Here is a 21368-nt window from a genome sequence, read left to right as displayed (position 1 = left end):
GCAGAATCTCGTTGTTGCGTGAAAGGGTCAGCAGCTGCACAGGGCGCGGTCGAGCACGGCGCGCAGCTCCAGGGGATGGTCCACCACCACATCGGCGCCCCAGTGGCGCGGATTGTCGTCGGGGTGGATATAGCCGTAGGTGACGGCGGCGGTCTTGCAGCCGGCGGCGCGGCCAGCCTCGATGTCGCGGGCGTCGTCGCCGACGAACAGCACGTCGGCGGGAGCGATGCCGATCTTCGCGCAGGCCAGCAAGAGCATGTCTGGCGCCGGTTTGCTGCGTTCGACATGGTCAGGGCAGACCAGCACGGCCGAACGTTCGGCCAGGGCCAGCTGCTGCATGATCGGCTCGGCGAAGATCACCGGCTTGTTGGTGGCCACGCCCCAGATCAGGCGCGAAGCCTCGATGTCGCCGAGCAGCTCGAGCATGCCGTCGAACGGCCGGCTGAGTACCGCGCAGTGCTGCTGGTAGCGTTCGAGGAATTCCAGGCGCAGGGCCTCGAAGCCCTCGGCGCCGACTTCCAGGCCAAAGGTGGCGGAGACCATGGCGCGGGCACCGCCGGAGACCACGTCGCGGATCAGCTGCTCGTCTACTGGGGCCAGGTCGCGCGCGGCGCGCATGGCCTGGCACACGGCGACGAAGTCCGGCGCGGTGTCCAGCAGGGTGCCATCCATGTCGAAGAGAACTGCTCGCAGGGCCATGCGCCTTACTCCTCGCGCAGGGTCTGGATCATGTAGTTGACGTCCACATCCGCTTCCAGCTTGTAGTGCTTGGTCAGCGGGTTGTAGGTCAGACCGATGATGTCCTTGACCGTCAGGCCGGCGGCGCGGCTCCAGGCGCCCAGCTCGGAGGGGCGGATGAATTTCTTGAAGTCGTGGGTGCCGCGCGGCAGCAGGCGCATCAGGTACTCGGCGCCGACGATGGCGAACAGGTAGGCCTTGGGGTTGCGGTTGATGGTGGAGAAGAACACCTGGCCGCCGGGCTTGACCATCTTGTAGCAGGCGCGGATCACCGAGGACGGATCAGGCACGTGCTCGAGCATCTCCAGGCAGGTGACCACGTCGAACTGGCCGGGCATCTCCTCGGCCAGGGCTTCGGCGGTGATCTGCCGGTACTCGACGTTGACCCCGGACTCCAGCTGGTGCAGCTGGGCCACGGCCAGCGGCGCCTCGCCCATGTCGATGCCGGTGACATTGGCGCCGCGCTGAGCCATGGACTCGCTGAGGATGCCGCCGCCGCAGCCGACGTCGAGCACCTTCTTGCCGGCCAGGCCGACGCGCTCGTCGATCCAGTTGACCCGCAGCGGGTTGATGTCGTGCAGCGGCTTGAACTCGCTCTCGCGGTCCCACCAGCGGTGGGCGAGGGCCTCGAATTTGGCGATTTCGGCGTGGTCGACGTTGCTCATCATGCTTCTCTCTAAAACGAATTCAGTTCTTGGCGGCGATGCGCTCGCCCCAGGTGCGCGCGTTGGCGACGATGCGTTGTTCGTCCAGGCGCGTCAGGCGGCCGTCGTCGAGCAGCTGTTTGCCGCCGACCCACAGGTGCTTCACGCAGCTGCGGCCGCCGGCGTAGATCAGTTGCGACACCGGGTCGTAGACCGGTTGCTGGGCCAGGCCGGACAGGTCGAAGGCGGCCAGGTCGGCCAGCTTGCCCAGTTCCAGCGAGCCGGTGCAGTCGTCCAGGCCCAGGGCGCGGGCGCCGTTGAGGGTGGACATGCGCAGCGCGGCGTGGGCGTTCAGGGCGGTGGCACTGCCGGCCACGGCTTTTGCCAGCAGGGCGGCGGTGCGCGTTTCGCTGAGCAGGTCCAGATCGTTGTTGCTGGCGGCGCCATCGGTGCCGATCGCCACGTTGACCCCGGCCTGCCAGAGCTTTTCCACCGGGCAGAAGCCGCTGGCCAGCTTGAGGTTGGACTCGGGGCAGTGGATCACGCTGCTGTTGCTGGCCACCAGCAGCTCGATATCTGCCTCATCTATCTGGGTCATGTGCACGGCCTGGAAGCGCGGGCCGAGCAGGCCGAGATTGGCTAGCCGCTGCAATGGGCGCATGCCGTGCAGTTCCAGGCTTTGCTGTACCTCGAAGGCGGTCTCGTGGACGTGCATGTGGATGCCGGCGTCCAGCTCCTCGGCCAGCATCAATACCTGGGCGAGCTTGTCGTCGCTGACCGAATAGGGCGCGTGGGGGCCGAAGGCGATCTTGATACGCGGGTGCTGCTTGAGGTCGTCGAACAGGCGCAGACCCTTGCGCAGTGCTTCCTCTGCGTCGCGGGCGCCGGGGGTGGCGAAGTCCAGCACGGGAATGGTCAGCTGCGCGCGGATGCCGCTCTTGTGCACCAGCTCGCTGGCCACTTCTGGGAAGAAATACATGTCGGAGAAGCAGCTGATGCCGCCCTTGAGCTGCTCGGCGATGGCCAGCTCGGTGCCGTCACGGACGAACTCCTCATCGACCCACTTGGCCTCGGCGGGCCAGATGTGGTCCTGCAGCCAGCTCATCAGTGGCAGGTCGTCAGCCAGGCCGCGGAACAGGGTCATGGCGGCGTGGCCGTGGGCATTGACCAGGCCGGGGGTGAGCAGGCAGTCCGGCAGCTCGCGCACTTCCGCGGCTGGATGGCGCAGAGCCTCGGCGCGCGGTGCGATCAGGGCGATGCGGCCGTCGCGGATGCCCAGGCCATGCTCCCTGAGCACCACGCCTGCGGGCTCGACCGGCACCAGCCAAGTGGGCAGGAGCAGTAGATCGAGCGGCTGGCGCGGTTCGGGCATGGCATTTATCCGGGCAATAAAAAGGTGGCGGCAGTATAACTGAGCCATGTATAGGGCGGCTCGCTATAATCCGCGGCTTTTCGTTTCACCTGGTGGGGATGTCATGCGCGACAAACTGTTGGCGGCGGAGAAGGTAAAAGCCATCGAGTGGCGCGAAGGCACGTTATATCTGCTGGATCAGCGCGTACTGCCGCGCGAGGAAATCTGGCTGGCCTACGATTCGGCTGCCGGGGTGGCTGAGGCCATTCGCAGCATGGTGGTACGCGGCGCGCCGGCCATCGGTATTGCCGCGGCCTTCGGCGTGCTGCTGGGCGCGCGGGCGCGTCTGGCTGTTGGCGGCGACTGGCGGGCGGCGCTGGAGGAGGACTTCAAGGTGCTGGCCGACTCGCGGCCGACTGCGGTCAATCTGTTCTGGGCGCTGGATCGCATGCGCGAGCGCCTGCAGCGCCTGAGGGATGGTGAAAACACCCTGGCCCTGCTGGAGGCCGAGGCAGTCGGCATCTTCGATAGCGACCGCGAAGCCAATCTGACCATGGCTCAGCTGGGCATGGAGCTGATCCGCAAGCATCAGGACGGCCCGCAGAAGCTGCTCACCCACTGCAATACCGGCGCCCTGGCCACCGGCGGCTTCGGTACCGCGCTGGGGGTGATCCGCGCCGCGCATCTGGCTGGGCTGGTCGAGCGGGTCTACGCCGATGAAACCCGACCCTGGCTGCAGGGCTCGCGCCTGACCGCCTGGGAGCTGGCGGGTGAGGGCGTGCCGGTCAGCCTGAATGTCGATTCCGCTGCCGCGCACCTGATGAAGACCGAGGGCATCACCTGGGTCATCGTCGGCGCCGACCGCATCACTGCCAATGGTGATGTGGCCAACAAGATCGGCACCTACCAGTTGGCGGTCAACGCCATGCACCACGGCGTGCGCTTCATGGTGGTGGCGCCCAGTTCGACCATCGACATGAACCTGGAAGATGGCGAGGACATCCCGATCGAAGAGCGTGACGGCCGCGAGCTGTTGGATGTTGGCGGTCAGCGCATCGCCGCCGACGTGCATGCGATCAACCCGGTATTCGACGTGACGCCGGCCGACCTGATCGACGCGATCATCACCGAAAAGGGCATAGTCGAGCGGCCTGATGCGGCGAAAATGGCGCAACTCATGTGTCGCAAGCGCCTGCACTGAGGGCTGTCGCTGCGCTGCCTGGCGGGGTAGGTCTGCACGGGTGACTGTGGTAAGCTCCGGCAGTTCTCGGGTGGCCCCATGCGGGCCACTCCAATAGCGCCAATAACCGACTTAACTCGTTGATTTGTCGTGAGTCGCCGCCAAGCAGGGGCGACTACGGCGGACTCCGGTCTTGCCCAGGAAGGGTGCGACGGGGTTTCACCAGAATAAGGAACCAGGCTTCTCATGGGCGAACTGGCCAAAGAAATCCTCCCGGTCAATATCGAAGACGAGCTGAAACAGTCCTACCTCGACTACGCCATGAGCGTCATCGTCGGGCGTGCGCTGCCGGATGCGCGCGACGGCCTGAAGCCGGTGCACCGCCGCGTGCTCTACGCCATGAGCGAACTGGGCAACGACTGGAACAAGGCGTACAAGAAGTCCGCCCGTGTGGTCGGTGACGTGATCGGTAAGTACCACCCGCACGGCGACACGGCTGTCTACGACACCATCGTGCGTATGGCCCAGCCCTTCTCGCTGCGCTACATGCTGGTCGACGGCCAGGGCAACTTCGGTTCGGTGGACGGCGACAACGCCGCGGCCATGCGATACACCGAAGTGCGTATGGCCAAGCTGGCCCACGAGCTGCTGGCCGACCTGGACAAGGAAACCGTCGACTGGGTGCCCAACTACGACGGCACCGAGCAGATCCCGGCGGTCATGCCGACCAAGATCCCCAACCTGCTGGTCAACGGTTCCAGCGGTATCGCCGTGGGCATGGCGACCAACATTCCTCCGCACAACCTCACCGAGGTCATCGACGGCTGCCTGGCGCTGATCGACAACCCCGAGCTGACCGTCGACGAGCTGATGCAGTTCATCCCCGGTCCGGACTTCCCGACCGCGGGCATCATCAACGGTCGTGCCGGCATCATCGAGGCCTACCGCACCGGTCGTGGCCGCATCTACATGCGTGCCCGCGCCACCGTCGAGGACATGGACAAGGGCGGCAGCCGCCAGCAGATCATCGTCACCGAGCTGCCGTACCAGCTGAACAAGGCGCGTCTGATCGAGAAGATCGCCGAGCTGGTCAAAGAGAAGAAGATCGAAGGCATCACCGAGCTGCGCGACGAGTCCGACAAGGACGGTATGCGCGTGGTCATCGAGCTGCGTCGTGGCGAAGTCGGTGAGGTGGTGCTGAACAACCTCTACGCCCAGACCCAGATGCAGAGCGTGTTCGGTATCAACGTCGTGGCCCTGGTCGATGGCCAGCCGCGCACGCTGAACCTGAAAGACATGCTCGAAGTGTTCGTCCGTCACCGCCGCGAAGTGGTGACTCGCCGGACCGTCTACGAGCTGCGCAAGGCCCGCGAGCGTGGCCACATCCTCGAAGGTCAGGCCGTCGCCCTGTCGAACATCGACCCGGTGATCGAGCTGATCAAGACCTCGCCGACCCCGGCCGAAGCCAAGGAACGCCTGATCGCCACCGCCTGGGCCTCCACTGCCGTGGAAGCCATGGTCGAGCGCGCCGGTGCCGATTCCTGCCGTCCGGAAGACCTGGACCCGCAGTACGGCCTGCGTGAGGGCAAGTACTACCTGTCGCCCGAGCAGGCCCAGGCCATCCTCGAGCTGCGCCTGCACCGCCTGACCGGTCTGGAACACGAGAAGCTGCTGTCCGAGTACCAGGAGATCCTGACTCAGATCGGCGAGTTGATCCGCATCCTGACCAGCCCCGAGCGCCTGATGGAAGTCATCCGCGAGGAGCTGGAAAAAGTTAAAGCCGAGTTCGGCGATGTGCGTCGCACCGAGATCATGGCCTCGCAGATGGACCTGACCATCGCCGACCTGATCACCGAGGAAGAGCGCGTCGTCACCATCTCTCACGGCGGCTACGCCAAGTCCCAGCCGCTGGCCGCCTACCAGGCCCAGCGTCGCGGCGGCAAAGGCAAGTCGGCTACCGGGGTGAAGGACGAGGACTACATCGAGCACCTGTTGGTCGCCAACAGCCACGCCACCCTGCTGCTGTTCTCCAGCAAGGGCAAGGTCTACTGGCTGCGTACCTTCGAGATTCCGGAAGCCTCGCGTACCGCGCGTGGTCGTCCGCTGGTCAACCTGCTGCCGCTGGACGAGGGTGAACGCATCACCGCCATGCTGCAGATCGACCTGGAAGCCGTGCGTGCCCGTTTCGCCGGCGAAGAGAACGATGACGACGACGTGGTTGCCGAGCAGGTCGCTGAAGTGGTCGAAGTGGAGGAAGCCGAAGAAGGCGACGACTCCGACTTCAGCCAGGACGAGCCGACCGGCGCCTACATCTTTATGGCGACCGCATACGGCACGGTGAAGAAGACCCCGCTGATCCAGTTCACCAAGCCGCGCTCCAACGGCCTGATCGCCCTGAAGCTGGAAGAGGGCGACTCGCTGATTGCCGCCGCCATCACCGACGGCTCGAAGGACGTGATGATGTTCTCCGACGCCGGCAAGGTGATCCGCTTCAAGGAAAGCAAGGTGCGCACCATGAGCCGTATCGCTCGCGGCGTGCGCGGCATGCGCCTGGCCGACGAGCAGCGCATCATCTCCATGCTGATCCCGGAAGCTGGCGCGCAGATCCTCTCCGCCTCCGAGCGCGGCTACGGCAAGCGCACTCCGCTGGCCGACTACCCGCGTCGCGGTCGTGGTGGCCAGGGCGTGATCGCCATGGTGATCAACGAGCGTAACGGCAAGCTGGTTGGCGCCGTGCAGGTACTGGATGGCGAGGAAATCATGCTGATTTCCGACCAGGGCACTCTGGTGCGTACTCGTGTCGATGAGGTCCGCGGTGCGGGCCGTAACACCCAGGGCGTGATCCTGATCAAGCTGGCTGACGACGAGACCCTGGTCGGCCTGGAGCGTGTGCAGGAGCCGTCCGGCGGTGACGAAGATGAGTCGGAAGCGCTGGAAGGCGAAGCCGGCGAGCAGAACGAAGAAGCGGTAACCGTGGCCGAAGAAGGCGCGGAGACCGGCAACAGCGAAGAGTGAGAGAGTCGAAGTGAGCAAACGCGCCCATAACTTCTGCGCCGGCCCGGCCGCGCTGCCGACCGCCGTCCTGCAACGTGCCCAGGCCGAGATGCTCGACTGGCAGGGCCGTGGCCTCTCCGTGATGGAGATGAGCCACCGCAGTGACGAGTACGTGGCCATCGCCGAGAAGGCCGAGCAGGACCTGCGCGACCTGCTGGCCATCCCGACTGACTACAAGGTGCTGTTCCTGCAGGGCGGCGCCAGCCAGCAGTTCGCCGAGATTCCGCTCAACCTGCTGCCGGAAGACGGTACCGCTGACTACATCGAGACCGGTATCTGGTCGAAGAAGGCCATCGAGGAAGCGCGTCGCTACGGCAACGTCAACGTCGCCGCCAGCGCCAAGGGCTACGACTACTTCGCCATCCCTGGGCAGAACGAGTGGCAGCTGTCGAAAGACGCCGCCTACGTGCACTACGCCAGTAACGAAACCATCGGCGGCCTGCAGTTCGACTGGATTCCGCAGGTGGGCGATACCCCGCTGGTGGTGGATATGTCTTCGGACATCCTCTCCCGCGAAGTCGACGTCTCCAAGTTCGGCCTGATCTATGCCGGCGCGCAGAAGAACATCGGCCCGAGCGGCCTGGTTGTCGCCATCATCCGCGAAGACCTGCTGGGCCGCGCCCGCAGCGTCTGCCCGACCATGCTCAACTACAAGATCGCCGCTGATAACGGCTCCATGTACAACACCCCGGCGACCTATTCCTGGTACCTCTCTGGCCTGGTCTTCGAGTGGCTGAAGGAGCAGGGCGGTGTCGCCGCGATGGAACAGCGCAACAAGGCCAAGAAGGACCTGTTGTACAAGGCCATCGACGCCAGCGACTTCTACAGCAACCCGATCCAGGCGAGCGCCCGTTCGTGGATGAACGTGCCGTTCCGCCTGGCCGACGAGAAGCTCGACAAGGCATTCCTGGCCGGTGCCGATGCGCGCGGTCTGCTCAACCTCAAGGGCCATCGCTCGGTGGGCGGCATGCGTGCCTCCATTTATAACGCCACCGGTCTGGACGCCGTGGAGGCCCTGGTGGCCTACATGGCCGAGTTCGAGAAGGAGCACGGCTGATGAGCGACGTCGATCAGCTCAAGGCGCTGCGGGTTCGCATCGACAGCCTCGACGAGAAGATCCTCGAGCTGATCAGCGAGCGCGCGCGCTGTGCCCAGGACGTGGCCCGGGTGAAGATGGCTTCCCTGCCGGAAGGCGAGAAGCCGGTGTTCTATCGTCCCGAGCGTGAAGCCTGGGTGCTCAAGCACATCATGGAGCTGAACAAGGGACCGCTGGACAACGAGGAGATGGCGCGGTTGTTCCGCGAGATCATGTCCTCCTGCCTGGCTCTGGAGCAGCCGCTCAAAGTCGCCTATCTCGGCCCGGAAGGCACCTTCAGCCAGGCCGCGGCGATGAAGCATTTCGGCCACTCGGTGATCAGCGTGCCGATGGCCGCGATCGACGAAGTGTTCCGCGAAGTGGCCGCCGGTGCGGTCAACTTCGGCGTGGTGCCGGTGGAGAACTCCACCGAGGGTGCGATCAACCACACCCTGGACAGCTTCCTCGAGCACGACATGGTCATCTGTGGCGAAGTGGAGCTGCGCATCCACCACCACCTGCTGGTCGGCGAGACCACCAAGACCGACAAGATCACCCGTATCTATTCCCACGCCCAGTCCCTGGCCCAGTGCCGCAAGTGGTTGGATGCGCACTATCCGAACGTCGAGCGCGTGGCGGTTTCCAGCAACGCCGATGCGGCCAAACGGGTGAAGAGCGAGTGGAACTCGGCGGCGATCGCCGGCGATATGGCGGCTAACCTCTACGGCCTGACCAAGCTGCAGGAAAAGATCGAGGACCGCCCGGACAACTCCACGCGCTTCCTCATCATCGGCAGCCAGGAAGTACCGCCGACTGGCGACGACAAGACCTCGGTCATCGTCTCCATGCGCAACAAGCCGGGCGCTCTGCACGAGCTGCTGGTGCCGTTCCATACCAACGGCATCGACCTGACCCGCATCGAGACCCGCCCGTCGCGCAGCGGCAAGTGGACCTACGTGTTCTTCATCGACTTCGTCGGCCACCACAAAGACCCGCTGATCAAAGACGTGCTGGAAAAGATCAACGGCGAAGCCGTCGCCCTGAAAGTGCTGGGTTCCTACCCGAAAGCGGTTCTCTGAGCCGCGTGATTGTCTGAGGAGAGCTCAATGAGCTGCGACTTCCTCGCCCTGGCGGTGCCGGGCGTGCAGAAACTCTCGCCCTACGTGCCGGGCAAACCGGTCGATGAGCTGGCGCGCGAGCTGAATCTCGATCCCGCCGGCATCGTCAAGCTGGCCAGCAACGAGAACCCGCTGGGCCCATCGCCCAAGGCGCTGGAGGCGATCCGTGCCGAACTGGCCGAACTGACCCGCTACCCGGACGGCAACGGCTTCGAACTGAAGCAGAAGCTGGCTGCCCGTTGTGGCGTCAACCCGGCCCAGGTGACTCTGGGCAACGGCTCTAACGATATTCTCGACCTGGTCGCCCGCGCCTGGCTGGCGCCGGGCCTGAACGCCGTGTTCAGCCAGTACGCCTTCGCCGTGTACCCGATTGCCACCCAGGCGGTCGGTGCGCAGGGCAAAGTGGTACCGGCCAAGGAGCATGGTCACGACCTGGAGGCCATGCTGGCTGCCATCGACGCCAACACCCGTGTGGTGTTCGTCGCCAACCCGAACAACCCGACCGGTACCTGGTTCGGCCCGGATGCGCTGGAGTCCTTCCTCGCTCGCGTGCCGCAGAGCGTGCTGGTGGTGCTGGACGAGGCCTATATCGAGTACGCCGAGGGCGACGAGCTGCCGGATGGCCTCGACTACCTGGCGCGTTACCCGAACCTGCTGGTCTCGCGCACCTTCTCCAAGGCCTATGGCCTAGCCTCGCTGCGTGTCGGCTATGCGCTGAGTTCTCCGCAGGTGGCCGATGTGCTCAATCGTGTGCGTGCGCCGTTCAACGTCAACAGCTTGGCCCTGACCGCCGCCTGCGCGGCGCTGGACGATGCTGACTACCTGGCGGCCAGCCGTCGCACCAATGATGCTGGCATGGCGCAGCTGGAGGCAGGCTTCCGCAATCTGGGCCTGCAGTGGATTCCCAGCAAGGGCAACTTCATCGCCGTCGACTTCGCCCGCGACGCCGCGCCGATCAACCAGGCACTGCTGCGTGCCGGGGTGATCGTGCGTCCGGTGGCCGGCTACGGCATGCCAACCTTCCTGCGCGTGTCCATCGGCACCGAGCAGGAGAACACCCGCTTCCTGGAAGCGCTGGAGCTGGTGCTCCGTGGTTGATGCAATGCCGCTGCAGCAAGCTTCGAGCAGACTCGGCCGCCTGGTGGTGGTGGGGCTCGGCCTGATCGGTGGCTCCTTCGCCAAGGGTATGCGCGAGAAGGGGCTGTTCGATGAGGTGGTGGGCGTGGATCTGGACGCCGAGTCGCGTCGCCTGGCCGTGGAGCTGGGCGTGGTCGATCGCTGCGAGAGCGAGCTGGCGGCCGCCTGTCAGGGCGCCGCGGTGATCCAGTTGGCGGTGCCTATCCTGGCCATGGAAAAGGTCCTGGCCCAGTTGGCGCAGTGCGATCTGGGCGATGCGGTGCTCACCGATGTGGGCAGCGCCAAGGGCAATGTGGTGCGAGCGGCGCGCCTGGCCTTCGATGGCCAGGTGGCGCGCTTCGTCCCAGGCCATCCCATCGCCGGCTCCGAGCAGAGCGGGGTGGAAGCTTCCAACGCCGAGCTGTTCCGTCGGCACAAGGTGATCCTCACGCCGCAGGCCTCTACCGACGCCGAGGCGCTGGCGTTGATCGATCGCCTATGGCGCGCCCTGGGCGCCGACGTGGAGCACATGGAAGTGGAGCACCACGACCAGGTGCTGGCAGCTACCAGCCATCTGCCGCACCTGCTGGCCTTCACCCTGGTCGACTCGCTGGCCAAGCGCAGCGAGAACCTGGAGATCTTCCGTTACGCCGCCGGTGGTTTCCGCGATTTCACGCGGATTGCCGGCAGCGATCCGGTGATGTGGCACGACATCTTCCTCGCCAACCGCGAGGCCGTGTTGCGCACCCTCGACGCATTTCGCGATGACCTCGACGCCTTGCGCGGCGCGGTCGACGCAGGGGACGGGCATCAGCTGCTGGGCGTGTTCACGCGCGCCCGGCATGCCCGCGAGCATTTCAGCAAAATCCTGGCCCGCAGGGCCTATGTGGACGCCATGCACTCGAACGACCTGATCTACCTCGCCAACCCCGGTGGCTCGCTCTCCGGCCGTATCCGCGTACCGGGCGACAAGTCCATCTCGCACCGCTCGATCATGCTCGGCTCGCTGGCCGAGGGCACCACTCAGGTGGAGGGCTTCCTCGAGGGCGAAGATGCCCTGGCCACCCTGCAGGCCTTCCGCGACATGGGTGTGGTGATCGAAGGTCCGCACCACGGCAAGGTGACCATCCACGGCGTGGGCCTGAATGGCCTCAAGCCGCCGCCCGGCCCGCTGTACCTGGGTAACTCCGGCACCTCCATGCGTCTGCTCTCCGGCCTGCTGGCTGCGCAGCCGTTCGACACCGTGCTGACCGGCGACGCCTCGCTGTCCAAGCGTCCGATGAACCGTGTGGCCAAGCCGCTGCGCGAGATGGGCGCGGTGATTGAGACCGGTCCGGAAGGTCGTCCGCCGATGAACATCAAGGGCGGCCAGCGCTTGACCGGCATGAGCTACGAGATGCCGATGGCCAGCGCCCAGGTCAAGTCCTGCCTGATGTTGGCCGGCCTGTATGCCGCCGGCGAGACCTCGGTGACCGAGCCGGCGCCGACCCGCGACCATACCGAGCGCATGCTGCGCGGCTTCGGCTATCCGGTGACTGTCGATGGCAACGTCGCCACCGTCGAATCCGGCCACAAGCTCGGCGCTACTCATATCGAGGTGCCAGCGGATATTTCTTCGGCTGCCTTCTTCCTGGTTGCTGCCAGCATCGCCGAAGGTTCCGAGCTGGTGCTGGAGCATGTCGGCATCAACCCGACCCGTACCGGCGTGATCGACATCCTCAAGCTGATGGGCGCCGATCTGACTCTGGAAAACCAGCGTGAAGTTGGCGGTGAGCCGGTGGCTGATATCCGTGTGCGTGCGGCCAAGCTGAAGGGTATTGATATCCCGGAAGACCTGGTGCCGCTGGCCATCGACGAATTCCCGGTGCTGTTCGTGGCTGCCGCCTGCGCCGAAGGGCGTACCGTGCTGCGCGGCGCCGAGGAGCTACGCGTCAAGGAGTCCGACCGTATCCAGGTCATGGCCGACGGGCTGATCGCCTTGGGTGTCAAGGTCGAGCCGACGCCGGACGGCATCATCATCGAAGGCGGCGCCTTCGGCGGTGGCGAGGTGTGGAGCCATGGCGACCACCGTATCGCCATGTCCTTCAGCGTCGCCTCGCTGCGCGCCAGCGGCGCCATTCGCATTCACGACTGCGCCAACGTCGCCACTTCCTTCCCCAACTTCCTTGGTCTGGCTGCTCAGGTTGGCATCCGTGTGGCGGAGGAGGGCAAATGAGCGCCGTAGCTATCACCATCGACGGGCCGAGCGGATCGGGCAAGGGCACCATCGCCGGCCTGCTAGCCGCCAAGCTGGGCTGGAATCTGTTGGACTCCGGCGCCCTGTACCGTCTGCTGGCCTTCGCTGCCGGCAACCACGGCATTGATCTGACCAACGAGGAAGCGCTGAAGACCCTGGCCGCCCATCTGGACGTGCAGTTCGTCGACAAGCGCATCATCCTCGAAGGCGACGAAGTGACTGACGCGATTCGTAACGAGCAGGTCGGCGCCGGCGCTTCCATGGTCGCCTCGCTGCCCGCCGTGCGCGAGGCGCTGTTGCAGCGCCAGCGCGCTTTCCTCGAGGCGCCGGGTCTGGTGGCCGATGGTCGCGACATGGGTACCGTGGTGTTCCCGGACGCTCCGCTGAAGATCTACCTGACCGCCAGCGCCGAGGAGCGTGCTCGCCGCCGCTATCTGCAGTTGAAAGGAAAAGTCGAAGGTGTTAGCCTGCCGAGTCTGCTAGACGAGATTCGTGCGCGCGATGAGCGCGACATGCAGCGTGCGGTGGCTCCGTTGAAGCCGGCGGTCGACGCCATTCAGCTGGACTCCACCGAGCTGAGCATCGAGCAGGTACTGGAAAGAATTCTCAGCGAGGTCGCCAATCGCGATCTCGCTGGGCAATGAGCCACGGCTGTCTTAAGTCGAAAGGCTCGCAAGGAGGCATGCGGGAGACCAGTCATAGTCCCGCAGGCCTCTTTTTACATGAACGAACCCACATTGTCTGGAGTGTGGTTTGGGCGAATCCCCGCCCTTGATCAACAGGAATCAACATGAGCGAAAGCTTTGCAGAACTTTTTGAAGAAAGCCTGAAATCCCTCGACATGCAGCCGGGTGCAATCATCACCGGCATCGTGGTCGACATCGACGGTGACTGGGTCACCGTACATGCCGGCCTGAAGTCCGAGGGCGTCATCCCGCTCGACCAGTTCTTCAACGAACAAGGCGAGCTGACCATCAAGGTCGGTGACGAAGTCCACGTTGCGCTGGACGCAGTGGAAGACGGCTTCGGTGAAACCAAGCTGTCCCGCGAGAAAGCCAAGCGTGCCGAGTCCTGGCTGGTTCTGGAAGCCGCTTTCAATGCTGAGGAAGTGGTCAAGGGCGTTATCAACGGTAAGGTCAAAGGCGGCTTCACCGTTGACGTCAACGGCATCCGCGCATTCCTGCCGGGCTCCCTGGTTGATGTCCGTCCGGTGCGTGATACCACTCACCTGGAAGGCAAAGAGCTGGAGTTCAAGGTCATCAAGCTGGACCAGAAGCGCAACAACGTTGTTGTTTCCCGTCGCAGCGTGCTGGAAGCCGAGAACAGCGCCGAGCGCGAAGCTCTGCTGGAATCCCTGCAGGAAGGTCAGCAGGTCAAAGGTATCGTCAAGAATCTCACCGACTACGGTGCGTTCGTTGACCTGGGCGGCGTAGATGGTCTGCTGCACATCACCGACATGGCCTGGAAGCGCATCAAGCACCCGTCCGAGATCGTCAACGTTGGCGACGAGATCGACGTCAAGGTTCTGAAGTACGACCGCGAGCGCAACCGCGTCTCCCTGGGTCTGAAGCAGCTGGGCGAAGATCCATGGGTCGCCATCAAAGCGCGCTACCCGGAAGGTACCCGTGTTACCGCCAAAGTCACCAATCTGACCGACTACGGCTGCTTCGCCGAGCTGGAAGAGGGCGTGGAAGGCCTGGTGCACGTGTCCGAGATGGATTGGACCAACAAGAACATCCACCCGTCCAAGGTCGTTCAGGTCGGCGACGAAGTGGAAGTTCAGGTTCTGGACATCGACGAAGAGCGTCGTCGTATCTCCCTGGGCATCAAGCAGTGCAAGTCCAACCCGTGGGAGGACTTCTCTGGCCAGTTCAACAAGGGCGACAAGATCTCCGGCACCATCAAGTCGATCACCGATTTCGGTATCTTCATTGGTCTGGACGGTGGCATCGACGGTCTGGTTCACCTGTCCGACATCTCCTGGAACGAAGTGGGCGAAGAAGCCGTACGTCGTTTCAAGAAGGGCGACGAGCTGGAAACCGTCATCCTCTCCGTTGATCCGGAGCGTGAGCGCATCTCCCTGGGCATCAAGCAGCTGGAAGACGATCCGTTCTCCAACTACGCCTCCCTGAACGAGAAAGGCACTATCGTGCGCGGTACCGTCAAGGAAGTGGACGCCAAGGGCGCCGTGATCAGCCTGGGCGGCGACATCGAAGGCATCCTGAAAGCTTCCGAAATCAGCCGTGACCGCGTCGAAGACGCCCGTAACGTGCTGAAGGAAGGCGACGAAGTCGAAGCCAAGATCATCAGCATCGACCGCAAGTCCCGCGTTATCAGCCTGTCCGTCAAGTCCAAAGACGTCGAAGACGAAAAGGACGCGATGAAAGAGCTGCGTAACAAGCAGGAAGCCGAAACCACTGGTCCGACCACCATCGGTGATCTGATCCGTGCTCAGATGAACCAGAACTAAGTTCAGGTGCTTCTGGAAAAAGGGCGACTTCGGTCGCCCTTTTTTGTTTGTGTCGACCGCTGCATTTGCTGTGACATTTCCCCTCTGATATTTGGGCTACCCAAAGATTGGCAGGCGTGCTAAAAACATCCTACTAGATGATCTAGCCGCTTGAAAAAGAAGGGAAAACCATGACCAAGTCGGAGTTGATCGAGCGTATTGTCAGTCACCAAGGGCTTCTGTCTTCTAAGGACGTAGAGCTTGCGATCAAGACCATGCTGGAGCAGATGTCTCAGGCTCTGGCGACCGGTGATCGCATCGAGATTCGTGGCTTTGGTAGTTTTTCCTTGCACTATCGTGCTCCTCGTGTTGGTCGTAACCCTAAGACGGGGGAGTCTGTGCGTTTGGATGGTAAGTTCGTGCCGCACTTCAAGCCAGGTAAAGAGCTGCGTGATCGAGTTAATGAGGATGACTAATCGTGGAAAGGCAAGTCTTTTTCGCTTGTGTTGTCTTGAGATATAATTTCTCTGGTTGATATGCTCCTTAATCTGATTCGTAGCCTGATTTCGTCGACTGATCTTGTGTCTGAATTAGCATTTTTCAGAATTTAATATGAAATTAAATGCTAATCATATTCTGATTTTAATACGCCAGTCAGCTGGCTAACTCCATTGAGTTATATTTGATTCTATAGCTGTTTGCTGTGGGGTTTTTGTTTTACTTGCTAACTAAGGTAAGGAAGCTCATGAAGGCGGTAATTCTTGCAGGTGGCCTCGGAACTCGCATATCCGAGGAGTCTCATCTGAAGCCAAAGCCGATGATTGAGATTGGTGGGAAGCCGATCCTGTGGCATATAATGAAGATTTATTCATACTATGGAATTAATGACTTTGTTATTTGTTGTGGTTATAAGGGATATATAATAAAAGAATATTTCGCTAATTATTTTCTTCATATGTCTGATGTGACATTTGATATGTCAAGTAACGCGATGGAAGTTCATCAGCGTTATGTTGAGCCTTGGCGAGTCACACTTGTTAATACTGGTGAAGAGACTCTGACCGGTGGTCGCTTGAAACGTGTTCGTGAGCACCTTGGCGATGAGCCTTTTTGCTTTACGTATGGCGATGGTGTCGCTGATGTGGATATCCGTAGACTTGTTGATTTTCACCGTGCTCACGGTAAGCCAGCAACGGTTACTGCCATTCAACCGCCAGGTCGTTATGGTGCGTTGAACTTGCAGGGAGGTAAGGTTAAGAGTTTTCAGGAAAAGCCAGCCGGTGACGGTGCATGGATAAATGGTGGCTATTTCGTCCTGAATCCCTCTGTCATTGATTACATCGCTGATGATCAAACCAGTTGGGAGGCAGAACCGCTGATGCGTTTAGCCAATGAGGGCAACCTAATGGCATACGAACACAGTGGCTTCTGGCAGGCGATGGACACCTTGCGCGACAAAAACAATCTGGAAGAGCTTTGGGGTAGAGGCAACCCGCCTTGGAAACATTGGCAATGAAACTCTTCGGCGACTTGTACCGTGGCCGTAAAGTGCTTCTTACAGGCCATACTGGATTTAAAGGGAGCTGGCTTGCAGCATGGCTGACTGAGCTTGGCGCAGAAGTTACTGGTCTTTCGCTCGAACCTAATACGTCCCCTGCCCATTGGTCGTTGTTGGATTGTTCGGTTACCGATATTCAAGGTGACATTCGCGATGCCAACTTGGTAGCCCAAGTATTTCATCAGACTCAGCCTGAGATTGTTTTTCATCTTGCGGCCCAGGCCTTGGTGCGCCGTTCATATCAGGATCCGTTGGAGAGTTGGTCGACCAACGTGATAGGAACGGCCAACGTTCTTGAGGCCTGTCGTAGCACCACCAGCGTACGTGCGGTAGTGGTGATTACGACCGACAAGGTGTACTCCAACAACGAATGGCCCTGGGGTTATCGCGAGGTCGATCGGCTGGGGGGGTACGACCCCTATAGCGCCTCTAAGGCCGCAAGCGAGCTAGTAGTAGAAAGCTACCGCAAGTCGTTTTTTTCCTGCGAGGGTGCACCGTTAATAGCGTCGGCACGGGCGGGCAATGTGATTGGTGGTGGCGATTGGTCGAAAGACCGTCTGGTGCCAGATCTTGTGCGCGCGCTGGCGAGCAAACAACCCCTGGAAATTCGTTCCCCGCAAGCCACAAGGCCGTGGCAGCACGTGCTTGACTGCCTGTCCGGCTACTTGCTACTGGGGCAGCGATTATTGATGGCTGATCGAACAGTTGCTGATGCATGGAATTTTGGCCCGGCGGTCGACGACAACCGCACTGTTGCTGAGGTTTTAGGGGGGTTGCAGACGCACTGGCCGCAACTCAGTTGGCATTGTCCGGCCAGTGTTCAGCCCCATGAAGCGAATTTACTCTACCTAGATTGTGCTAAAGCTCATGCCCATCTGCACTGGAAACCTGTCTGGGCTATCAGCGACAGCTTGGCGATGACTGCGCAGTGGTACCAGCAGCATCACCTCAGTGGGCAAGCGATCACTATCAACCAGCTTCAGCACTACATTGAGGCTGCCCGGCGCGCGGGCTGTGTCTGGGTTGAAGCATGAATATCACAGAGACCAAAATAGCGGGTGCAGTGGTGGCAGCCCAATTGCCGTTTCAAGATGAGCGAGGCGCGTTTGGCAGGTTGTTCTGTGAGCGCAGCCTGGCTGCATTGCTGGGTGCTCGTCATATAGTACAGATCAACCAATCACGAACTCACGCCGTGGGCGCTGTTCGGGGGATGCACTTTCAGTATTCGCCGCACGCGGAAATGAAGATGGTCCGTTGTTTGAAAGGGCGCGTATGGGACGTGATACTGGATCTGCGCGCCGGTTCGCCCACATTTCTACAGTGGCACGCTGAGATTCTTAGTCCCGAGGCCGCCACCATGGTGGTTATTCCAGAAGGCTGTGCGCACGGCTTCCAGGTTCTTGAGGCGAACAGCGAACTGCTTTATTTACATACCGCGTTTTACGAGCCGAAGGCAGAGGGCGCCATTCGTTTTGATGACCCCTTGGTGAAGATTCGCTGGCCCCTGCCCGTTACAGACTTATCGCAGCGCGACCAAAACCATGCCCTGCTGACCCATGACTTTGCTGGACTTCATGTATGAACTGCCGTCACTGCGCTGAGCCATTAACTCATACTTTTCTCGACCTGGGTTTTGCTCCCCCCTCGAATGCTTACCTCAGTAAAACCGAGCTGAGCGCGCCTGAAGTCTATTTTCCGCTCAAGCTGAAAGTGTGCAAGCACTGCTGGTTGGTGCAAACGGAAGACTATGCACAGGCTGATTTGTTCTTCTCCAAAGACTATGCCTACTTTTCCTCGACTTCTACGAGTTGGCTTAAGCATGCGGCAGCTTACGTCGAGACCATGACCCAGCGTTTGGGCTTGGGGCTAGATAGCTTTGTTATCGAAGTTGCCTCTAACGACGGCTATTTATTAAAAAACTTTGTTGCCAAAGATATTCCTTGCTTGGGTGTGGAACCCACAGCCAGCACTGCAGCTGCCGCGGAGCAACTGGGTATACCAGTATTGCGTGAATTCTTTGGCGAGGGGCTGGGGCGGCGGCTGGCGGAAGAGGGCCGGCAGGCCGATCTGATTGCTGGCAATAACGTCTTTGCCCATGTACCCGATATAAATGATTTCGCCCGTGGCTTGAAGGCTGCCTTGAAGCCTGATGGCACTATTACGCTAGAGTTTCCGCATCTGATGCGTCTGATCGAGCACACCCAGTTCGATACCGTATATCACGAACATTTTTCTTACCTGTCGCTGTATACCGTCGCGCGTATTTTCGTTGCTGCAGGGCTGCGCGTTTATGACGTTGATGAGCTGCCGACCCATGGCGGCAGCCTGCGCGTATTTGGTTGTCATGAGGATGCTTTGTTCGCGGAAACCCCTTCCGTTGCGAAGGTATTAGGTGCTGAGGTAGCTGCCGGTTTACAGAGTTTGTCTGTCTATCAGGACTTTCAGCATCGCGCCGATGAGGTTAAGAACACCTTGTTGAGTTTTCTTATCGAGCAGAAACGTGCGGGAAAAAAAGTTGCTGCATATGGAGCTGCAGCCAAAGGTAATACTTTGCTCAACTATGCTGGCGTGAAGCCAGATCTGTTGGAGTTTGTGTGCGACGCGGCACCATCTAAGCAAGGGAGATTTCTGCCAGGTAGTCACATACCGATTTATGCGCCAGAAAAACTAAAAGCAGAGAGGCCGGATGTAGTTGTCATCTTGCCGTGGAATATTGCTAGCGAAGTGATGCAGCAAACTAATTACATCAGAGAGTGGGGCGGGCTGTACGCCACAGTAGTTCCCGGTCTGGAGGTAAAATGAGCGAGCGAATTTACTACACCAAGCCCTCCATTACTGATCTTGAGGTTGAGTACGCCACTGATGCCGCCAAGAATGGCTGGGGCGATCATTGTTACGAGTACATCTCCAGGTTTGAGAACGGTTTCAAAAAACACTTGGGTGTCAAATACGCCATCGCGACGTCAAGCTGTACCGGCGCGCTGCATATGGGCATGGCGGCACTGGGGATTGCTCCGGGCGACGAAGTGATCATGGCGGATACCAACTGGATTGCCACCGCGTCACCTATTGTTCAGCTCGGTGCCACTCCGGTGTTTGTTGATGTTCTGCCCGACTCTTGGTGCTTAGATCCTGTTCGGGTGGAAGCTGCCATAACGCCGCGAACCAAAGCAATCGTTGCAGTCCATCTCTACGGCAATGTATGCGATATGGATGCCTTGTTGAAGATAGGTCTGAAGCACGGTATTCCGGTTATTGAGGATGCTGCAGAGGCAATAGGCTCGCAGTACCACGGAAAGCGAGCTGGGAGCATGGGGGCCTTTGGTGCCTTCTCTTTCCATGGAACCAAAACGATCACCACCGGTGAGGGTGGGATGTTTGTTACCAATGATCCAGAGCTTTACGAAAAAGTTCTGACCCTCTCCAATCATGGTCGGGCCCGTAGTCAGAGCAAGCAGTTCTGGCCGGATATGGTGGGCTTCAAGTACAAAATGTCCAATATTCAGGCTGCTATTGGTTGTGCCCAAATAGAGAGAGTTGAAGACCTAATTCAGGGTAAGCGCCGAGTATTCGAGGCTTATGTGGCCAACTTGGCAGGGCTTCCCTTGACGATGAACCCTGAGCCGGAAGGCGTTATAAATGGCTTTTGGATGCCGTCCATTGTAGTAGACAGAAGCGCTTCATTCGATAGAGAAGTGCTCTTGCGGGAGCTGAGGGAGGATGGAATTGATGGGCGGGTATTTTTTTGGCCTTTGAGCAGTTTATCTATGTTTGAAAGTAAGCCAGAAAATATAAATAGCTATGCTATTCCCGAAATGGCTCTAAATCTTCCTAGTTATCATGATCTATCTAGCGAGGATGTTGTTCGTGTTTCTATGCATATAAGAAAATCGCTCACAGCCGTTGCGTGCTAACATCAATTGTTGTGAGGGTATCTAATGTTAAGTGAAGAGAGCTTGCGTGAATTTCAGCAGTACGGAATGTGCGTTATTCCGGCATTTCATGACGTAGAGCGTGAAATTCTTCCGATTCAAAAGGGTATTTATCAGATTATTGGTCTGGTCGCGCAGCGTCATGGCGTTGAGCTGCAGCGTGAGCCGTTCCAAGGCAGTAATTTTGACAGCGGCTATTTGCAATTGCTTGCCAAGTCAAGGGTGTATGGGGCGGAAGTTTATGACTTGGTAAAGCAAATACCGGCATTTATCAGGCTAATTTCCGCACCGGAAAGCGAGCACCTGTTTAGTTATTTGCGAAAAACTGACAGCGCCGGAATAGGAAAAGGTAGCTACGGAATACGGATCGATATCCCTAATGAGGAAGCGTATCGATCGCAGTGGCATCAGGAGTTTATTTTTCAGCCGCAAAGTATTGATGGTTTGGTTTTCTGGACACCTCTTGTTGAGGTGTCGCTTGAGATGGGGCCGGTAATAGTGTGTGCCGGATCGCACAAGGACGGTTTGTGTCAATACACTAAAGGCGGTGCCTATAGTGAGAAAAGTGGGGCCTATAAAATTGGCATTCATGATGAAGAGTGTGTCGTAAGTAAATACGAGCATGTTGCCCCGCTAACCAAGCCTGGCGATCTCATTATTATGGACTACCTAACCATTCACCAATCCGGATTTAATGTTTCCGATAGGACCCGCTGGTCTGTACAGTCGCGATTTTTTAATTTCAATGATCCGGTTGGTATGGCAATAGGTTGGAAAGAGTCTGTTACTGCAGGCGCCGCGATAGAAAGTATATTTCCGCAAAATTTTATTAGGTGAGTTGGATGAGCACAATTTGTAATGTCTGCAGGGCGAATATTATATCCCCTATCTATGAGTCGTCGGATGACCGTTCTATA

At 60.0% G+C, this 21368-nt stretch carries 18 protein-coding genes; 15 read left to right on the top strand and 3 right to left on the bottom strand.

All coding sequences use genetic code 11. The features are described from left to right. Positions 1–27: 27 nt before the first annotated feature. The 3 genes from mupP to IP89_RS17180 are packed head-to-tail and all read right to left on the bottom strand — an operon-like array spanning position 28 to position 2754. Positions 28–699 (bottom strand): N-acetylmuramic acid 6-phosphate phosphatase MupP, encoded by a 672-nt coding sequence (gene mupP / locus IP89_RS17190; RefSeq protein WP_043310849.1) that lies wholly within the window; start codon positions 697–699, stop codon positions 28–30. 5 nt (positions 700–704) lie between these two features. Then, complete coding sequence (gene ubiG / locus IP89_RS17185; protein ID WP_043310848.1) at positions 705–1403, bottom strand: bifunctional 2-polyprenyl-6-hydroxyphenol methylase/3-demethylubiquinol 3-O-methyltransferase UbiG; 699 nt, start codon at positions 1401–1403, stop codon at positions 705–707. A gap of 22 nt (positions 1404–1425) precedes the next feature. Beyond that, positions 1426–2754 (bottom strand): TRZ/ATZ family hydrolase, encoded by a 1329-nt coding sequence (locus IP89_RS17180; protein ID WP_043310847.1) that lies wholly within the window; start codon positions 2752–2754, stop codon positions 1426–1428. A gap of 103 nt (positions 2755–2857) precedes the next feature. Here IP89_RS17180 and mtnA point away from each other — a divergent pair, with 103 nt between their 5' ends. The 15 genes from mtnA (at position 2858) to IP89_RS23135 (ending at position 21288) form a co-directional block, all read left to right on the top strand. After that, complete coding sequence (gene mtnA / locus IP89_RS17175; RefSeq protein WP_043310846.1) at positions 2858–3934, top strand: S-methyl-5-thioribose-1-phosphate isomerase; 1077 nt, start codon at positions 2858–2860, stop codon at positions 3932–3934. A gap of 225 nt (positions 3935–4159) precedes the next feature. Further along, positions 4160–6928, top strand: coding sequence for a DNA gyrase subunit A (gene gyrA, locus IP89_RS17170; protein ID WP_043310845.1), 2769 nt, complete (start codon positions 4160–4162; stop codon positions 6926–6928). A gap of 10 nt (positions 6929–6938) precedes the next feature. Continuing rightward, positions 6939–8024, top strand: a complete 1086-nt coding sequence (gene serC / locus IP89_RS17165) for a 3-phosphoserine/phosphohydroxythreonine transaminase (protein ID WP_043310844.1) — start codon at positions 6939–6941, stop codon at positions 8022–8024. Next, on the top strand, positions 8024–9121 hold the full coding sequence (gene pheA, locus IP89_RS17160; RefSeq protein ID WP_043310843.1) for a prephenate dehydratase: 1098 nt from the start codon (positions 8024–8026) through the stop codon (positions 9119–9121). The genes serC and pheA overlap by 1 nt, the downstream gene beginning before the upstream one ends. A 27-nt stretch (positions 9122–9148) precedes the next feature. Further along, positions 9149–10258, top strand: a complete 1110-nt coding sequence (hisC, locus tag IP89_RS17155; RefSeq protein WP_043310842.1) for a histidinol-phosphate transaminase — start codon at positions 9149–9151, stop codon at positions 10256–10258. 4 nt (positions 10259–10262) lie between these two features. Continuing rightward, complete coding sequence (locus IP89_RS17150) at positions 10263–12491, top strand: bifunctional prephenate dehydrogenase/3-phosphoshikimate 1-carboxyvinyltransferase (RefSeq protein ID WP_043310841.1); 2229 nt, start codon at positions 10263–10265, stop codon at positions 12489–12491. Next, positions 12488–13156, top strand: a complete 669-nt coding sequence (gene cmk / locus IP89_RS17145; protein ID WP_043310840.1) for a (d)CMP kinase — start codon at positions 12488–12490, stop codon at positions 13154–13156. The genes IP89_RS17150 and cmk overlap by 4 nt, the downstream gene beginning before the upstream one ends. A 146-nt stretch (positions 13157–13302) precedes the next feature. Further along, entirely contained in the window at positions 13303–14982 is a 1680-nt protein-coding gene (gene rpsA, locus IP89_RS17140; RefSeq protein WP_043310839.1) for a 30S ribosomal protein S1, read from the top strand. 170 nt (positions 14983–15152) lie between these two features. Beyond that, on the top strand, positions 15153–15437 hold the full coding sequence (ihfB, locus tag IP89_RS17135) for an integration host factor subunit beta (RefSeq protein WP_043310838.1): 285 nt from the start codon (positions 15153–15155) through the stop codon (positions 15435–15437). Between the two features lie 269 nt (positions 15438–15706). Then, positions 15707–16477, top strand: a complete 771-nt coding sequence (gene rfbF / locus IP89_RS23140) for a glucose-1-phosphate cytidylyltransferase (RefSeq protein ID WP_081963294.1) — start codon at positions 15707–15709, stop codon at positions 16475–16477. Continuing rightward, complete coding sequence (gene rfbG, locus IP89_RS17125; protein ID WP_043310836.1) at positions 16474–17553, top strand: CDP-glucose 4,6-dehydratase; 1080 nt, start codon at positions 16474–16476, stop codon at positions 17551–17553. The genes rfbF and rfbG overlap by 4 nt, the downstream gene beginning before the upstream one ends. After that, positions 17550–18101, top strand: coding sequence for a dTDP-4-dehydrorhamnose 3,5-epimerase family protein (locus IP89_RS17120; protein ID WP_043310835.1), 552 nt, complete (start codon positions 17550–17552; stop codon positions 18099–18101). The genes rfbG and IP89_RS17120 overlap by 4 nt, the downstream gene beginning before the upstream one ends. Further along, the gene (locus IP89_RS17115; RefSeq protein WP_043310833.1) at positions 18098–19321 is read left to right on the top strand and encodes a class I SAM-dependent methyltransferase; all 1224 of its coding nucleotides are present in this window, start codon (positions 18098–18100) and stop codon (positions 19319–19321) included. The genes IP89_RS17120 and IP89_RS17115 overlap by 4 nt, the downstream gene beginning before the upstream one ends. After that, positions 19318–20433 carry a DegT/DnrJ/EryC1/StrS family aminotransferase gene (locus IP89_RS17110; protein WP_043310832.1) on the top strand — a complete coding sequence of 372 codons (1116 nt, stop codon included), beginning with the start codon at positions 19318–19320 and terminating at the stop codon, positions 20431–20433. The genes IP89_RS17115 and IP89_RS17110 overlap by 4 nt, the downstream gene beginning before the upstream one ends. Positions 20434–20457: 24 nt before the next feature. Next, positions 20458–21288, top strand: a complete 831-nt coding sequence (locus IP89_RS23135; RefSeq protein WP_081963292.1) for a phytanoyl-CoA dioxygenase family protein — start codon at positions 20458–20460, stop codon at positions 21286–21288. Positions 21289–21368 lie beyond the last annotated feature (80 nt).

The organism is Pseudomonas sp. ML96, assembly GCF_000761545.1.
Taxonomy (GTDB): Bacteria; Pseudomonadota; Gammaproteobacteria; order Pseudomonadales; family Pseudomonadaceae; genus Aquipseudomonas.
This window is presented reverse-complemented; position numbering and strand designations above follow the sequence as displayed.

What these genes read in the sequence shown, in the direction of transcription:
- hisC (WP_043310842.1), top strand. Translation starts at nt 9,149, where the DNA reads ATGAGCTGCGACTTCCTCGCCCTGGCGGTGCCGGGCGTGCAGAAACTC.
- ihfB (WP_043310838.1), top strand. Translation starts at nt 15,153, where the DNA reads ATGACCAAGTCGGAGTTGATCGAGCGTATTGTCAGTCACCAAGGGCTT.
- gyrA (WP_043310845.1), top strand. Translation starts at nt 4,160, where the DNA reads ATGGGCGAACTGGCCAAAGAAATCCTCCCGGTCAATATCGAAGACGAG.
- IP89_RS17120 (WP_043310835.1), top strand. Translation starts at nt 17,550, where the DNA reads ATGAATATCACAGAGACCAAAATAGCGGGTGCAGTGGTGGCAGCCCAA.
- cmk (WP_043310840.1), top strand. Translation starts at nt 12,488, where the DNA reads ATGAGCGCCGTAGCTATCACCATCGACGGGCCGAGCGGATCGGGCAAG.
- IP89_RS17115 (WP_043310833.1), top strand. Translation starts at nt 18,098, where the DNA reads ATGAACTGCCGTCACTGCGCTGAGCCATTAACTCATACTTTTCTCGAC.
- ubiG (WP_043310848.1), bottom strand. Translation starts at nt 1,403, where the DNA reads ATGAGCAACGTCGACCACGCCGAAATCGCCAAATTCGAGGCCCTCGCC.
- IP89_RS17180 (WP_043310847.1), bottom strand. Translation starts at nt 2,754, where the DNA reads ATGCCCGAACCGCGCCAGCCGCTCGATCTACTGCTCCTGCCCACTTGG.
- IP89_RS17150 (WP_043310841.1), top strand. Translation starts at nt 10,263, where the DNA reads ATGCCGCTGCAGCAAGCTTCGAGCAGACTCGGCCGCCTGGTGGTGGTG.
- rpsA (WP_043310839.1), top strand. Translation starts at nt 13,303, where the DNA reads ATGAGCGAAAGCTTTGCAGAACTTTTTGAAGAAAGCCTGAAATCCCTC.
- mtnA (WP_043310846.1), top strand. Translation starts at nt 2,858, where the DNA reads ATGCGCGACAAACTGTTGGCGGCGGAGAAGGTAAAAGCCATCGAGTGG.
- pheA (WP_043310843.1), top strand. Translation starts at nt 8,024, where the DNA reads ATGAGCGACGTCGATCAGCTCAAGGCGCTGCGGGTTCGCATCGACAGC.
- mupP (WP_043310849.1), bottom strand. Translation starts at nt 699, where the DNA reads ATGGCCCTGCGAGCAGTTCTCTTCGACATGGATGGCACCCTGCTGGAC.
- rfbF (WP_081963294.1), top strand. Translation starts at nt 15,707, where the DNA reads ATGAAGGCGGTAATTCTTGCAGGTGGCCTCGGAACTCGCATATCCGAG.
- IP89_RS23135 (WP_081963292.1), top strand. Translation starts at nt 20,458, where the DNA reads ATGTTAAGTGAAGAGAGCTTGCGTGAATTTCAGCAGTACGGAATGTGC.
- rfbG (WP_043310836.1), top strand. Translation starts at nt 16,474, where the DNA reads ATGAAACTCTTCGGCGACTTGTACCGTGGCCGTAAAGTGCTTCTTACA.
- IP89_RS17110 (WP_043310832.1), top strand. Translation starts at nt 19,318, where the DNA reads ATGAGCGAGCGAATTTACTACACCAAGCCCTCCATTACTGATCTTGAG.